Source organism: Burkholderia sp. BCC0322 (genome assembly GCF_902833045.1).
Taxonomy (GTDB): domain Bacteria; phylum Pseudomonadota; class Gammaproteobacteria; order Burkholderiales; family Burkholderiaceae; genus Burkholderia.
Map to the genome: position 1 here is coordinate 157,291 of NZ_CADFDU010000009.1, position 14,626 is coordinate 171,916.

The window sequence follows — 14,626 nt, forward strand, 5'->3', positions numbered from 1 at the left end:
CCTTGAAGGGCGACGACCATGGGCAGAATCCACTCCGCTTGCCGCGCACTCGTGCTCTGCGCGGCGGCATGCTGTGCGATGGCGCAGCCGGCACGGGCGCAGCATGCGGGTCATGTGCCCCGCCAGGATTTTCACGGCCGAGACTTTCGACACTTCGGACCGGGGGACCGCGCGCGATGGCGGGGCGGCCACTGGACGCAGGACTGGCACGACGGTCGTTACGCGTGGTGGTGGATCGTCGACGACTACTGGTATTTCTATCCGGAGCCGATGTACCCGTTTCCGACGTACATTCCGCCGGCGGTCATCATGCAGCGGCCGCCGCCCACGCCAGACGGCCTGCCGCCGGCGCGCGCGTGGTTCTACTGCAGCGACCCGCGCGGCTACTACCCGTACGTCGCCTCATGCAACGGCGTGTGGACCGAGGTGCCGTCGACGCCCGGTCCCTGAACGGTGTCGACAGGTACGACGAACCGGAGCACGCGGCATGGCTGAAGCGGCGGACCGCGCATCGTCCGCGGGCACCCGGCGACGTACGGTCCGTTCGTCCGTTCGTGCCGCGCGAACACGACCATGATTTCACGAGCCAGCGCCATGTTTCTGGATCGACGCGATGCCGGCCGTCATGTCGCGCTCGCGCTGCATTCGTGCGCGAACCGCGACGATGTCGTCGTGATCGCACTGGCACGCGGCGGCATTCCGGTCGGCCTCGAGGTGGCATACGCGTTGCGGGCCCGGTTCGACATCGTCGCGGTCGGGCGACTGCACAATTCGCCGGCCGACGCGCCGCCGCTCGGCACGATTACCGCGTCGGGCGCGTGCGTGTTCGATGGCGCGTTGCTCGGAAGCGGGACCGTGAGTGCGGCACAGCTCGACCGGATCATCCGTCGCGAGCGCGCCGCGCTCGAACGCGCGAGCCGCCTGATGCGAGGGTTCGTGACGCCGGTCCCGCTGCACGGTCGATCGGTCATCGTCGTCGGTGACGGCTTCGACGGCGAGGACATGGTGCGCGCGGCGCTCCTCGAGATCCATCTGGCTTCCCCCGCACACGTGACCATCGCGGCGCCCGTACTGCCGAGCGACATCCGCGGACGATTGGGCGATCTGGCCAACGCGTCGATTGCGGTGCGCGAGCCGGCGGCGTTTCGTGGCGGCCGGGCTTACTACCGGGATTGCTGTTCGATCAGTGATGCCGAATTCATCCTTGACCTCGCGGCGGCGCGGTGCTGGCAACGTGAACAGGCAGCGCTCGAGAAGCAGGGCGCGCAGGGTGCCCATCGCCCGGCGGCCCTGCTGGCCGGCATGGCGCGCAGGATTGCGACCGCGACGTCGCTTGCCGTGGGGCAGCATATCGCGTCGATCTTCCGGTGAGGCGCGGGATCGGGCCCGCGGTCACGACGCGGGTCGCGACATGACGACTGCACGGTGTGTCGGGTGACGCCCGTCGGCCCGTTCGACGGTGTGCCTGACGGGCGAAAATGGGGCGGCCGCGGGCTGGCCGAAGGCGGCGGCGATCGTGCCGCGGCCCCTTGATCTCGCGCAAATTCGCCACCGGACGGCAATCTATGCTGGGCTGTGCCGACATGGCCGCCGGCGCCGATGCGGCGTGCCGCGCGGGAGAACGCATGATGAACGGATTTTTGCAGGATGCGAACGCGAACGACGTGTTGCTTACGGATTGGTATGAGCTGACGATGATGCAGGCCGCCTTCGATGCCGGCATGAATGACACGGCCAGCTTCGAATTCTTCGTTCGGGCGCTGCCGGAGCAGCGCTCGTTCCTGATGGCGGCGGGACTTGCGCCCGTGCTCGATTATCTGGAGCGACTGCGCATGCCGGCCGCCGTGCTCGAACGGCTGGCCGGAACCGGGCGCCTTCGCGGGGACTTCCTCGCATCGCTCGCCGGCATCCGCTTCACTGGCACGGTCGACGCGATGCCGGAGGGCACGGTGTTCTTTGCCGACGAGCCGATCCTGCGGATCACGGCGCCGCTTCGCGAGGCGCAGTTCGTCGAGAGCCGCGTGATGAACCTGCTCCACTATGCGACGCTCGTCGCAAGCAAGGCCGCACGCGCCACGTTGGCCGCGCACGGCAGGCTGCTGGTCGACTTCGGCCTGCGGCGCGCGCATGGCGCGGAGGCAGCGATGCTGTCGGCGCGCGCCAGCTATCTGGCGGGTTTCTCCGGGACGGCGACCCTGCTTGCCGGCTTGCGCTATGGCATTCCCGCGTACGGGACGATGGCGCATTCATATATCCAGGTGCACGACGACGAAGCGCGCGCGTTCGAGAACTTCGCGCGATCGCAGCCGGACAACGCGGTGTTGGTGATCGATACGTATGACACGGAGCGCGCGGCGCACAAGGTGGTCGAACTGGCGCGACGGCTCGCACGCGAGCAGATCCGCATCAAGGGTGTGCGGATCGATAGCGGCGATCTCGCAGCGCATGCGCGAAACGTTCGAGTGATCCTCGACCGGGGCGGCCTCGCCGACGTCACGATCTTCGTGAGCGGCAATCTCGACGAACGCCGGCTGCAGGCGCTGATTCGCGAGCACGCACCGATCGACGGTTTCGGGATCGGCACGCAGATGAGCACGTCGGCGGACGCGCCTTGTCTCGATTGCGCGTACAAGCTAGTCGAGTATGCGGGCCGGGCGCGTTGCAAACTTTCGGAAGGCAAGGCGACGCTGCCCGGCCGCAAGCAGGTGTTCCGGCGATACGGCCCGGATGGGAGGATCGCCGGCGACTGCATCGGTCTCAATGGCGAACGCGTCGACGGCAGGCCGCTGTTGCGGCCGGTCATGGTCTCGGGTGCGCGGCTCCCGTCCCCGACGCTCGACGAGAGCCGCATACACGCGCTGCGCGAATTGACCACGCTGCCGGATCTCATGCATGCGCTGGCGCCCGTGATGCCGCTGCAGGCGTCGATTTCTCCGGCGCTGGCGGTCTGCGTTGCGCAGTGCGGCGGCGGGCCGGACACGCACGCGCATGCGAGGCAGCAAGCGGCATGAGCGAGACCCGCGGCGCGATCGGCGCGACGCGTGCCGGCGGCTGCGGGACGGTTGACGCAGGTCAACCGGGCTGGCCTGTCTGCCCCGGAAGATGAACCCCGCCATCATCGCCGGGGAGGGCATCGTGGAGCACCATGCGGAGGTATTGCGGGGCGGTCGCTGGACGCTGCCGCTGCCGGGCTGGCGGGATCTCGCCGCGATGCTGATCGTCACCGGTTTTCTGCTGCTGGCCGGCATCTCGGCGCACCAGATGGCAGGCCCGCTCGCGGTCGCCCATCCTCCGGTCATCTCGCTGTCTCCCGCGGCGCTGCCAGGCTACACGCTGCGTACGGTCTCGCGCATGTTCGCGGCCTTGCTCGCGTCGATCGTCTTCACATTCGTCTACGCGACTGCAGCGGCCAGGAGTCCGTCAGCCGAGCGGGTGCTGATTCCGGTGCTCGACGTGCTGCAGTCGGTGCCGATCCTCGGCTACCTGTCGTTTACGGTGCTGTTCTTCCTGTCGTTGTTTCCGGGGCGAATCCTCGGCGCCGAGTGCGCGGCGATCTTCGCAATCTTCACGAGCCAAGCGTGGAATATGACGTTCAGCTTCTACCAGGCGCTGCGCACGGTGCCGCTCGACCTCGACGAGGCAAGCCGTAGCTTCCGGCTTTCGGCATGGCAGCGCTTCTGGCGTCTCGAGGTGCCGTTCGCGATGCCCGGCCTCGTCTGGAACGCGATGATGTCGATGTCGGGCGGCTGGTTCTTTGTGGTCGCATCCGAAGCGATCGCAGTTGGCGACCTGCACGTCGACCTGCCGGGCGTGGGCGCCTACGTCGCGCAGGCGATCGCGAACCGCGACCTGGCCGCGGTCGGCTGGGCGATCGTTGCGATGAGCATAGCAATCGTCCTGTACGACCAGTTGCTGTTCCGGCCGCTCGTCGCGTGGTCGGAACGGTTCCGCTACGGCGATGCCGCGCCCTCGGTCGCGCCGCACAGCTGGGTGCTCGACCTGTTTCATCGATCGCGATGGGTGACTCGCGCGGTCGGCCCGGTCCGCATGCTGTTGCGCCGCGCGGCGCGTGCGCGGCTGCACGGGGCAGCATGGCCGTTGCGCGGCCGGATCGCATTGCCGCGCCGCGCGCGCGATGTGCTCTGGTTCGCGCTGTGCGGTGCAGGATGCGCCTATGCGGCGTATGTGCTGTTCCGGCTCGGACGCGCGACGCTGACCTGGACAGACTTTAGTGTCGTGGCGGGCGCGGGGGCGCTCACGTTCGTTCGCGTGACGGTGCTGGTCGTGATCGCGTCAGCGATCTGGGTGCCGGTCGGTATCGCGATCGGTCTCAGGCCGCGCCTGGCCGCCCGCGTTCAGCCGGTCACGCAGTTCCTCGCCGCGTTTCCGGCCAACCTGCTGTTTCCGGTCGCCGTGTTTGCGATCGTGCGCTTCCGTCTCGAACCCGACATCTGGCTGTGCCTGCTGATGATCCTGGGCGCGCAATGGTATGTACTGTTCAACGTGGTCGCCGGTGCGAGCGCGTTCCCGGCCGACCTGTGCGAAGCGGCCGCGTGCTTCCGGGTCCGGCCGGCGACCTGGTGGCGTCGCGTCATGCTGCCGGGCGTCCTGCCGTACTTCGTGACGGGCGCGATCACTGCGTCCGGTGGCGCATGGAATGCGAGCATCGTTGCCGAAGCCGTTAGCTGGGGCAGCACGCGCCTGAACGCCGGTGGGCTGGGCGCCTACATCGCGCAGATGACCGACGCGGGCGACTATCCGCACATTGCGCTCGGCGTCGCCATCATGTCGTTGCTCGTGATCGCGACCAACCGGCTCGTGTGGCGGCCGATGTACGCGTTCGCGGAGCGCAGAACGCGGCTCGACTGAGCCCGAGCCCCACCCTTTACTCGCGGGAGTCCGGTGTGCCGAACCTCGATGAATGCAAGGAAGCGAACGTTTTGACGTCGGGTGCGTGCTCATCGGACGAGGCGCCGATCGTGCTCGAGATGCACGCCGTCTGCAAATCGTTTGCGAAGCCGTCCGGCGACCCGCTGCACGTGCTCGCCGATATCGATCTCGCGCTGCGCGAGGGTGAAATACTGGGGCTGCTCGGGCGTTCCGGCTCAGGCAAGTCCACGCTGTTGCGGATCGCAGGCGGGCTCGTCAGGCCTTCGTCAGGCACGGTCGCGTATCGCGGTGCGCCACTTGCCGGCCCGACCGGCGGCATCGCGGTGGTGTTCCAGACATTCGCGCTGTACCCGTGGCTGACCGTCGTCGAGAACGTCGAGCTTGGGCTCGATGCGCTGAGCCTCCCGCCACGCGAGGTGCGCGAACGGGCGGCCGCTGCGATCGAGATGATTGGACTCGACGGTTTCGAATCGGCCTTCCCGCGTGAACTGTCGGGCGGCATGCGCCAGCGGGTCGGGTTCGCCCGCGCGCTCGTCAGCGAGCCCGTCTTGCTGTTGATGGACGAACCGTTCTCGGCGCTCGACGTGCTCACCGCGGAAACGTTACGTACTGATTTTCTCGACCTGTGGGACGCGGGTCAGCTGTCGACTCGGTCAGTGATGATGGTGACCCACAACATCGAGGAGGCCGTGCTCATGTGCGATCGAATCCTAGTGCTCGGCGCGGGTCCGGCGCACATCGACACAGTGCTGAACGTGCCGCTCCCGCGCCCGCGCAGCCGGCACGACTCGGCCTTTCAGGCGATCGTCGGCAGGATCTACGCGACGCTGACCGCGCGTATCGCCGACACGACGGCGGCCCGGGAGGAGACCGGCCGCGCGCTGGCCATGATGTTGCCCGATGTGACGAGCCACCATCTCGCCGGGTTCGTCGAGACACTGGCGGCCGCGCCGTATGACGGCCATGTGGAGCTCGGCGCGATTGCGTCTGCGCTCGCGCTGCGGGTCGATGCACTCCATTCGACCGCCGCGGCACTCCATCTGCTTGCCTTTGCGGAGTGGCACGATCGCACCATCCGGCTGAGCGCGGCAGGCCACTTGTTCGCGCACAGCGACGACGAGGCCCGGCGGCGCCTGTTTCGGGAGCATGTCGTCAAATTCGTGCCGCTTGCCGCGCATATCGACGAAGTGCTGGACGAGCGGGCAGGGCATCGTGCGCCGCGCGAGCGTTTCGAACTGGAGCTCGAGGATCATCTCGATCCGCGCGCCGCGGATCAGTCATTGCGCGTCGTGACCGACTGGGGCCGCTACGCCGGACTGTTCGATTACGACGACCATACGCGCACGTTCGGCCGTTGACCGTGTGCACTCCCGTCAAATGCGATGCGACGTGACGTGTCGATGGCGAGCGTGTGCCGCGGTGCGCATTGACTTCCGTCAACGCACACCGCGCGGTGCGATCGAGAATGAATGCATCGTCGATGGCAAGTCGAGGCAGCTTGCCGATCCGGCACCGGAACACACTGGGCGTTCGCTGACGACGTCGCTCAAGCATCCGATCGATGCGTCGCGGCGCGACGTCGATCGTCTCGTCATCGAGCGTGGCGCAGCGGGGCATGCGACGCTGGATGTGCCGTCGGCGCCAGCGTGCCGAACCGGCCGAACTGTCCCGCGCTAGCACGCCAACGACCGTCCGTGGGAGGACTGACCATGAACTGGCTTTCCGAATATTTTGCACAGCACACGAGCCCGTTGTGGCTGTCGCTCTGGGCGCATCCGCCGCTCGTGGTCGGGCCGGACGGGCCGGCTTGCCGCGAGCCTTATCGCCTGCCTTATCCGGGTGTGGAACTGATGTACACGCCGGCCGAATCGGTGGAGCACGGCGGCAGGATCTATGCGTTGCCGGCGCGCTACGACTCGAGCGGGACGTTCGCGCGCGGCGGGGTGCACCACGACGGCACGCCGTTCTTCCGCGAGGTGACGATTTTCGCGCCATCGCCGTTCAACCGCGACTTCGTCGTAACGGTCAACGGTGAATTTTCATTCGCGCCATCGTTCTGGCCGGACGGGTCGCCCGGCTTCTCGGGTATCTGCGTGCCTGCCGCGGGCGGCTGTTTGTCGGGGGTGTCCGGTGAGCGATCCGCCCCGCCATGGCTGTTCCAGGGGTATCTCAGCATCTAGGCGGCCGGTTCCAGCCGAGGGCCGGAACCGGCCCTACGCGCGCGCGTCCCCGCGCTTTCTCCAGACGGCGAGGCAAACGAGCGCGCCGAGCATGCCGCCCAGGTGGGCGAAGTGCGCGACGCCGCTTGTGTCGCCGCCGAGACCGGCCAGCAGCTCGGTCAATGCATAGCCGGTGGCGAAGAGCCATGCTGGCATCGGCACCGGCGGAAACAGTAGCACGACGTGCCGTTTCGGAAACAGCACCGCATAGGCGATCAGCGCGCCGAACACGCCCGCCGACGCGCCGACGGTCGGCGCGCCGCTGGGCGGCAGCATCTGCACGACCGCGAGCTGCGTGACGCCGCCGGCCAGCACGCTCGCCAGGTAGAGCGCGAGAAAACGTGCGCGGCCGAGCGCGCGTTCGACGTCGCGTCCGAACATGTAGAGCCCGAACATGTTGAACGCAATGTGCGCGAGACTGGCATGCAGCATGCCGTAGGTCAGCAGCTGCCACACGTGGAAATCCGGTGTCGCCGGCGCACCCGGCCGGGCAGGCGGCCACAGTGCGAACAGGTCGACGAGCGGCGGCCGGCCGATGGTTTCGGCGATGAACACGGCGAGGTTCGCCAGAATCAATGCGCTGGTCATGGGGCAACGGCATCCGCGGGATGAACGTGACGTTGCGCGGCAGCGGCGCGGCCCGCGTCGAACGTCGTGACATACCGTCAAGTTAGCCGCGCGCCGTGCACGGTCGTTGAGGCAAATCATGGACAGCCGACGCCCGGGACCTGCCGGGACGATTCTCCGGCCGTCAGTGCGCCGTGCGCGGCGAGCGCGCGCGGCACGTTGACGTGCGTCAAGCCCGCCCGGGCGGCCCCCCTTACCCTGAATCCGGGATGCATGCGCCGCCGCCGGGCGGGTCGCGTGCGTGGTCTCCACCGAACGCGCAACAGGAGCCTCATCATGCACATCGGAAGAATCAGTACCCGGCCGGTCGAATCCTGCACCGTGGAATGCAGTGCGCTCGAACTGGCCGATCGCATGCGGCACGCGCATGTCGGCGATATCGTCGTCATCGAGTATCGCGAGGGCGACGCCATCCCGATCGGCGTCGTCACCGACCGCGACCTGGTGATCGAGGTGATGGCCCGCGGCGACGATCCGGGCGCCGTAACGGCCGGCCAGATCATGTCGCGGGGCCTGGTCGTCGTGTCGGACACCGACGAAATCGGCGTCGCGCTCGAGGAGATGCGCCGGTCGGGCATTCGGCGCTTGCCGGTGGTCGACGATGAGGGCCGTCTCGCCGGCATCGTGACGCTCGACGATATCGTCGAGCATCTTGCCGGGCTGCTCGGCGGTGTCGCGGAAGTCAGCAAGCTGCAGCAGATCGAGGAGCAGCGTTTCCGCGCGTAACGACGTGTCGCCGGCGCTGCGCCCGTTGCGTGCGCCGGTGCCGTTCCCCGAGCGCCACGCATAGCGCGTCTACGTGGGCAGCACCGCGAGCAACGGCGCCCAGAATGCGCTGCTCCCGTACGCCGCGACATCGCAGTCGGTCTCGAAGCGGATCGCGATCGCGGCCTCGGATCCGTCCAGCGGGTCGGCACGCTCGAATTGCCGGGCCAGCACGGCCGTGTCGGCGTCGGATGCGTCGTGCCCGCGTACGGCCCGTTCGGCGACGCGCGCGGCGAGCGTCGCCGGGCTTGCGGTGAAATCGAGAATCGCGACGCGCACGCCGAGCTGCGCGGCGAGCGAGATGAAGGCCGCCCGGTTGTGCCGGCGCAGGAACGTCGCGTCGGCGATCGCCGTATAGCCGCTGGCGAGGACCACACCGGCCTGCTCACGCAGTCTTTCGTAGATCGCGTCGATTGCCGTATCCGAGTAAGCGGCAGCGGGAAGCCGGGTGTGCTCCGGCGCACAGGCGTCGCGCTTGCGCTCGACGTCGCTGGACAGCCGGATCGCGCCGATCCGCTCAGCCAGCGCGCGGCTGGCCACCGATTTGCCGGAGCCGGATACGCCATGACACAGCAGCAAGGCCGGTTGCGTTTCGCGCCGCGTTCGCGCCAGGTCCGACGCGACGCGCAGATAGCGGCTGCGCGCCGCGTCGTCGCCGCGCAGCCGCGCGGTCATCGCACGCACCAGCGCGCGATAGACGAAGTAGCACGGCAGCACGCCCAGTGCTGCATGGTCGCCCGTGCGTGCGAGCCATCCGGACAGGAGGCGATGGGCGCAATCGGCTCGCCCGCGGGCGGAATAATCCATCAGCGCAAACGCGAGATCGCTCGCCACGTCGATCCAGCGCAGCGTGTCATCGAACTCGATGCAGTCGAACATCAGGATGCGGTTGCGCCAGCGCACGATGTTGTCGAGATGCAGGTCGCCGTGGCATGCGCGCACGAAGCCGTGCGCGTGCCGCTCGGCGAGCCGCGGTGCGATGCGGGCCAGCTCGGCCTCGTACCAGCGGCGCAGCGCGGCTTCCCCGGGCACCGTGACGTCGAGCGTGTCGCACAGCGGCCGGCATTGAGCCGCGACGCTGGCCGCGCTGCCCGGGTGGCCGCGTGGCGCACGCCGGGGCGCGTGAAGGTGATGGCGGGCCAGGGTATCCGCGAGCGCGTCCGCATCGGCCAGCCCCACGTCGTGCGACGTGCTGCGCACCGACAGCATCGCATCCGAATCGAAGCGGCGCATGCGCACCACATACTCGCCCGGCACCGCCGCGTGCCGCTGCCGGCGTGCACCGATCGGCACGGGCGGGCCGAAGGCACTGCGCCGGCCGTGCGCGACGAGCGGCCAGACGGCCAGGTACAGCGGGCCGGCGAACGGCCGGTTGAGCGCGCACTCCGCAAGCGCGCAGCGGCGCCGCTGCGCGGGGTGCACGAGATCGACGAACGCGAAGCGCACGGGCTTGATGCGCTTGTACGCGTAACGCCCCGCCAGATACACGACGGACAGGTGCGTTTCGATCCGTTCGATTCGGCCGGCGGGGTGCGGATAAGTGGTGGGCCGGCGCAATGTGCGATCGAGTTGCAGGGTCTTGCGTCGTGCGGCTGCGCGACTCGACGTGAACGGCGGGCGTGACGCTCGGGGCATGGTGAACGGATCGATGCGGCGCGCGTGCATGCCGCGGCGCTGGCGGGTTGGTGTCGAACGGAAACGGCACGTTTCCGTCTGCTCGATGTCGCGGGATCGGGCCGGCAGGCCCTCAGTGACGTATGCGACGACCCCTATTGCAGCCGACCGGCGCCGGTTCCGGCTTGATGCGCGTCAAGCCGGTCGCGGTCGCGCGCCCCGCACGGTTTCGCGCGGCCCGGCGCGGGTGCGGCATCGACGCAACGTCGTTCCAGTACGCGGTCTGCATCGCGCGGGCGGGTGATTGACCAAGGTCAACCGTAATTCCGGCGGCGGCCATACAGTCGATTCGAACGCTTGCGCGATGCGGCATGCGCCCGCGCGCCACACGCGGGACGTTTGCCGCGACAGGGCCGGATTCGCGCCGAGCGTGTTCATGCCGCCCGATTGCGAGCGGAATTCGATGCGTTGCGGGGCAGTGACGATGAATCAACGGGTGTGGGTGGTCTGCATGGTGCTTGCGTTGGCCGCGTGCGCGGGTGCGGAACGGAACGCGGCCTTCCGGTCGATGGAAACGCAATTGTTCGCGACGCGCCAGGCCGCCGCGCTGCCGTGTCCGACGCCTGCCGAATGCGATCGTGCATGGAACTTCGCACGCCGCTACGTCGAAACGCATTCGTCGACCCGGATCACGCGCGCCGGTGCGGAGACGATCGAAACGGCGCCTCCGTTTCTGGCCGGAGAGGTGTATCTGTGGGCTTCCCGGACGGCCTCGGGGAGCGGCGCTTCGGTGATCCGGATCAAGGCGATGTGCAAGGGCATGTACGACAGTGATGGCGGCCCGGGGTGGCAGTACGACGCATGCGCGACGAAGATCCTCGACATCGAGCGAGGCTTCCGGTCATACGGAAACCCGGCGCGTTCGTCCGACGCGCCGAAGACGCCCGTCGCGCCGTGATGATCCCGCGTTTCGTGCCCGCTCGCGGGCCGGTTTTTCCGTGATTTCGAACCGTTGACTTCCATCAACGCCCGCTTCCGTCGAACGCCGATGATGAAAGCCAATCCGAACGCCGCCAGCGCGTCGGTTCATCCAGCGAGGTCGGTATGTACATGAACATCATGGTCGCCGTGGACGGCAGTCCTTCATCGCAACGGGCGCTCGACGAGGGCCTGAAGGTGGCGCGAGCGTGCGGCGCCCGCCTGTTCGCGGTTTTCGTCGTCGACAAGTCGCTGCTGATCACGTTCGGCGGACGCATGGACCCGGATGCACTGCTCGCCGAGATCCGGCGCGACGGTGCGTCGGTCCTGCGACGCGAGGAACGGACCATCGCGCACGCGGCTGTCAACGGCGAGACGGAACTCATCGAGACCGAGATCGGCGAGAGTGTCGCCGAACGGCTGCAGCGCTACGTCGCCGACCGGTCGATCGATCTGGCCGTGATCGGTACCCATGGGCGGCGCGGGGTCCGGCGGCTGTTCCTTGGCAGCGTCGCCGAACGGTTCCTGCGCGGATCGAGCTGCCCGGTGCTGCTCGTGCGCGCCGGCGACGCCGCACCGGCTGCCGCGGCGGCGTAGGACCGCCGTGCGCGGCGCGCTGCCAGCCGGCGCCCGCCCATGCGTAACCTGCCGAGGTGACCATCATGCAGATCTCCTTTCCTTCCGAACATCCGACCTATTGCGGCCTGGATCCGGCATTGACCTTTCCGGCGCTGGTCGAAGGCCGTCGCGTGCGCTGCGCGATCACCGCGGAAGCGCTGGAGGATCACTTCCGCGCGGCGTCGCCGCGCGAACAGGATCTCGTGGACGCGTTCGCGCGCCACCGGCCCGCGATCGAGCGCGCCGCACGGTGCCTGCTCGAGGAAATGGGCGGCCGGCCTATCCTGCTCCACAGCGGCTATTTCCGGTTTTGCACGTGAGCGTCCGCGGCCGTTGACGCGCGTCAAACCCAAGACGATGCGGGAAGTTACGCTGGAATCCTGATGATCGTTCGTCCGTTGCGCGGCATACGGCGCCGCGTCAATCCGGTCTTAGTCATGGCTTCGCGCGGGCGGGACGAACGCGCAGGCCGCCTGTCTATCGTTCTAGGAGTAGGAATCATGAGCAATGTCTCGCGTTACGATCCGTTTTCGATCGAACCCGTCGCCGACTTGTTTCAGGGGCTGTTCAGGCCGCTGCGCGGGATGACGCTGACGGACGAGCCCGATCTGGCCTCGATGAAGATCGACGTGACGGAAAGCGACGATGCGTACAAGGTCAACGCGGAGCTGCCGGGCGTCGCCAAGGACGATATCGACGTCCAGGTGACAGGCAGCACGGTATCGATCAACGCGAAGATCGAGCGCAACAAGGAGCAGAAGGACGGCGAGCGCGTGATCCGGCGCGAGCGCTACAGCGGCGCGATCAGCCGTTCGTTCTCGCTGTCGGGCGAGATCGACGATGCGAACGCCACGGCGACCTACCAGGACGGCGTGCTGTCGCTGACGTTGCCGAAGAAGGCACCGCTCGCGCAGAAGAAACTGACGATCGGCTGATCGGGCGGCACACGTCGCCCGCAGGGAGATGCCGGCGCGTGGAGCGATCCGCGCGCCGTTTCTTTTCAACGCCCGCCAGGGCGCTCACGCATGCGATGCCGCACCGCCGGCCCGGTAGCCGACCGTCTGCGCGAGGATCGGGAGTTCGTCCTCGTTCAGCCGCAGCGCGTCGGCAAGCGCGCGGTGGTTGATCCAGCCGCGCACGACCGTGCCGAGCCCGGCGGCTGCGCAGAAGAGCGACACGTTCTGCGCGATGGCGCCGGCCGCGATCGCCGAGAACACGTCGCGTTGTTGCGGCGGCATGTCGAGGATCGCCGAGGTCCGGACGACGTAGACGAGATCCAGCGGCGCACGGCCGACGAAATCCTGGTAACCGGTCAGGTTGCGGGCATCCACCGCGTGTTTCAGCACGAGCCGATGCGCGGGCGCGTCGTAGCGATAGACGCCGCACGGCAGCGCGACATATACGTCGATTTCGTGGAACGCATGCGCGGACGGCGCGGTGCGGCCGCCGCCGGCCGGCCGGTTGACGCCGTCCGCGGCCCATAGCATCGCGCCGAGCGTCGCGGGCGGCAGCGGTGTAGCGGCGAATTCGCGGGAACTCATTCTTGTCGCGAGTGCCATCATCAATGTCGGGCCGCCGTCGAGGTCCGGACGCGGCAGGTCGATGAGGGCCGGGGATTCGCCCTGTGGCGAGACCGGCTGTGCCGGCGGCGCCGGCGAATAGGCCAGCAGTTGCTGTTCCGTCATGTGAGTCTCCTTGGAGCGTCGCCGTGCTTGCCTGGGACATCGCGCATCGGCGATCTCACGATAAGGCGGCCGGGCCGCGCCGGCTTGACCTCCGTCAAGCGGTGCGCCGGCCGGCTGTGACGTCCATCGTGCGGCGTCCGTTGACCTGCATCAGCGATCCCTGGCCGCGCGTGTGCAAATCTGGAGATGTGCGGCGGACTGGCGCGCCGCAACTCATAGGAGTGCAGGCGATGAAGACCGACAAGCAGTTGAAGCAGGACGTTCAGGACGAACTGGAGTCCGACCCGGCGATCGACGCGACTCGTATCGGTGTCGAGGTCGTCAACCGGATCGTGACGCTCTCGGGCCACCCGCCGAGCTACGCGGAGAAACTGGCGATCGAGCGGGCGGCGAACCGCGTGGCCGGCGTCAAGGCGCTCGTCGTCGACATGACCGTGCATCTGCCGGACGACGACGTCCGCACCGACGAGGACATTGCGAACGCGGTGCGTTCGGTGCTGCACTGGACGGTCGGGCTGCACGACGACACGGTGAAGGTACAGGTCGAACACGGCTGGATCACGCTGTCCGGCAGGGTCGATTGGGCGTACCAGAGCCATATGGCCGTCCGGGCGATCTCGCAGATGCGCAGCGTGACCGGCGTGACCGATCATATCGCGGTGCAGGGGGCGGTCGGGTCGGCCGACATCGGCGGCAACATCAAGCGCGCGATCATGCGCCATGCCGAGCGCGAGGCGAAGCACATCGCGATCGAGGTGCGTGACGGCACCGTGCGGCTGACGGGCAAGGTCGGCTCGTTCTCCGAGCGCAAGGCCGTGCGCGGTGCGGCATGGTCGGCGCGCGGCGTGCGCGCCGTCGTCGACGACCTGGTCGTAGAGTAACGCCGGCAAGCGGTAACCGGATGTGCGGTCCGCGCGGAAGAGGAGGAGTCAGATGACACTGTCAGGCGAGGTACACGATGCGGACTGGTCGGTGACGATCGAGACGATCGCCACCGGAACGGGCGGTTACCGTTGCAGGATCCATGTGACATTGATGTCGCCGGAGGGCGCGTGCGAGCGCACGTTCGCGCACAGCCGGACCCACGACACCGAGCGCGAAGCCGCGATCGACGGGCTGCGCACCGGGATGACGTGGGTAGAAATGAGAAAGTCGAACACGTTCACGGTTTGAGGTCGCGGCACCCGTGCGCGTGTCGCACGGGTGCCGGCGTTTCGTTCGCCACGCGAT

At 68.1% G+C, this 14,626-nt stretch carries 16 protein-coding genes; 13 read left to right on the top strand and 3 right to left on the bottom strand.

Annotated features, from left to right (window positions below):
- Positions 1-18 precede the first annotated feature (18 nt).
- The 6 genes from HWX39_RS24090 to HWX39_RS24115 all read left to right on the top strand — a co-directional run bounded on the left by HWX39_RS24090 (position 19) and on the right by HWX39_RS24115 (position 7,070).
- The gene (locus HWX39_RS24090; RefSeq protein WP_175970302.1) at positions 19-450 is read left to right on the top strand and encodes a hypothetical protein; all 432 of its coding nucleotides are present in this window, start codon (positions 19-21) and stop codon (positions 448-450) included.
- A 222-nt stretch (positions 451-672) separates the two neighbouring features.
- Positions 673-1,371: a hypothetical protein gene (locus HWX39_RS24095; protein WP_175970303.1), complete on the top strand. Its 699-nt coding sequence runs from the start codon at positions 673-675 to the stop codon at positions 1,369-1,371.
- A 257-nt stretch (positions 1,372-1,628) separates the two neighbouring features.
- Positions 1,629-3,011: a nicotinate phosphoribosyltransferase gene (locus HWX39_RS24100; protein WP_175970409.1), complete on the top strand. Its 1,383-nt coding sequence runs from the start codon at positions 1,629-1,631 to the stop codon at positions 3,009-3,011.
- Between the two features lie 124 nt (positions 3,012-3,135).
- Positions 3,136-4,869: an ABC transporter permease subunit gene (locus HWX39_RS24105; protein ID WP_175970410.1), complete on the top strand. Its 1,734-nt coding sequence runs from the start codon at positions 3,136-3,138 to the stop codon at positions 4,867-4,869.
- A gap of 119 nt (positions 4,870-4,988) precedes the next feature.
- A complete protein-coding gene (locus HWX39_RS24110; protein ID WP_175970411.1) occupies positions 4,989-6,248 on the top strand; it encodes a nitrate/sulfonate/bicarbonate ABC transporter ATP-binding protein in 1,260 nt (419 codons plus the stop codon).
- 351 nt (positions 6,249-6,599) lie between these two features.
- Positions 6,600-7,070, top strand: a complete 471-nt coding sequence (locus tag HWX39_RS24115; protein WP_175970304.1) for a hypothetical protein — start codon at positions 6,600-6,602, stop codon at positions 7,068-7,070.
- Positions 7,071-7,103: 33 nt separating this feature from the next.
- Here the strand turns inward: HWX39_RS24115 and HWX39_RS24120 are convergent, their stop codons facing one another.
- Entirely contained in the window at positions 7,104-7,697 is a 594-nt protein-coding gene (locus HWX39_RS24120; protein WP_175970305.1) for a rhomboid family intramembrane serine protease, read from the bottom strand.
- Positions 7,698-8,012: 315 nt separating this feature from the next.
- Between HWX39_RS24120 and HWX39_RS24125 the strand changes: the two genes are divergently transcribed.
- Positions 8,013-8,462, top strand: coding sequence for a CBS domain-containing protein (locus HWX39_RS24125; protein WP_175970412.1), 450 nt, complete (start codon positions 8,013-8,015; stop codon positions 8,460-8,462).
- A 69-nt stretch (positions 8,463-8,531) separates the two neighbouring features.
- On the opposite strand, the gene HWX39_RS24130 is transcribed toward HWX39_RS24125, so the two are convergent.
- Positions 8,532-10,136, bottom strand: coding sequence for a bifunctional aminoglycoside phosphotransferase/ATP-binding protein (locus HWX39_RS24130; RefSeq protein WP_175970306.1), 1,605 nt, complete (start codon positions 10,134-10,136; stop codon positions 8,532-8,534).
- 463 nt (positions 10,137-10,599) lie between these two features.
- Here HWX39_RS24130 and HWX39_RS24135 point away from each other — a divergent pair, with 463 nt between their 5' ends.
- The 4 genes from HWX39_RS24135 (at position 10,600) to HWX39_RS24150 (ending at position 12,646) form a co-directional block, all read left to right on the top strand.
- Complete coding sequence (locus HWX39_RS24135) at positions 10,600-11,073, top strand: hypothetical protein (RefSeq protein ID WP_175970307.1); 474 nt, start codon at positions 10,600-10,602, stop codon at positions 11,071-11,073.
- 146 nt (positions 11,074-11,219) lie between these two features.
- Positions 11,220-11,690 (top strand): universal stress protein, encoded by a 471-nt coding sequence (locus HWX39_RS24140; RefSeq protein WP_175970308.1) that lies wholly within the window; start codon positions 11,220-11,222, stop codon positions 11,688-11,690.
- Positions 11,691-11,755: 65 nt separating this feature from the next.
- On the top strand, positions 11,756-12,031 hold the full coding sequence (locus tag HWX39_RS24145; protein ID WP_175970309.1) for a DUF1488 domain-containing protein: 276 nt from the start codon (positions 11,756-11,758) through the stop codon (positions 12,029-12,031).
- A 180-nt stretch (positions 12,032-12,211) separates the two neighbouring features.
- Entirely contained in the window at positions 12,212-12,646 is a 435-nt protein-coding gene (locus HWX39_RS24150) for an Hsp20/alpha crystallin family protein (RefSeq protein WP_175970310.1), read from the top strand.
- 84 nt (positions 12,647-12,730) lie between these two features.
- Here HWX39_RS24150 and HWX39_RS24155 read toward each other — a convergent pair whose 3' ends face one another.
- Positions 12,731-13,396 (bottom strand): nitroreductase family protein, encoded by a 666-nt coding sequence (locus tag HWX39_RS24155; protein WP_175970311.1) that lies wholly within the window; start codon positions 13,394-13,396, stop codon positions 12,731-12,733.
- 230 nt (positions 13,397-13,626) lie between these two features.
- Here HWX39_RS24155 and HWX39_RS24160 point away from each other — a divergent pair, with 230 nt between their 5' ends.
- A complete protein-coding gene (locus tag HWX39_RS24160) occupies positions 13,627-14,277 on the top strand; it encodes a BON domain-containing protein (RefSeq protein ID WP_175970312.1) in 651 nt (216 codons plus the stop codon).
- A gap of 52 nt (positions 14,278-14,329) precedes the next feature.
- Positions 14,330-14,569, top strand: a complete 240-nt coding sequence (locus HWX39_RS24165) for a hypothetical protein (RefSeq protein ID WP_175970313.1) — start codon at positions 14,330-14,332, stop codon at positions 14,567-14,569.
- The last annotated feature ends 57 nt before the right edge of the window (positions 14,570-14,626 follow it).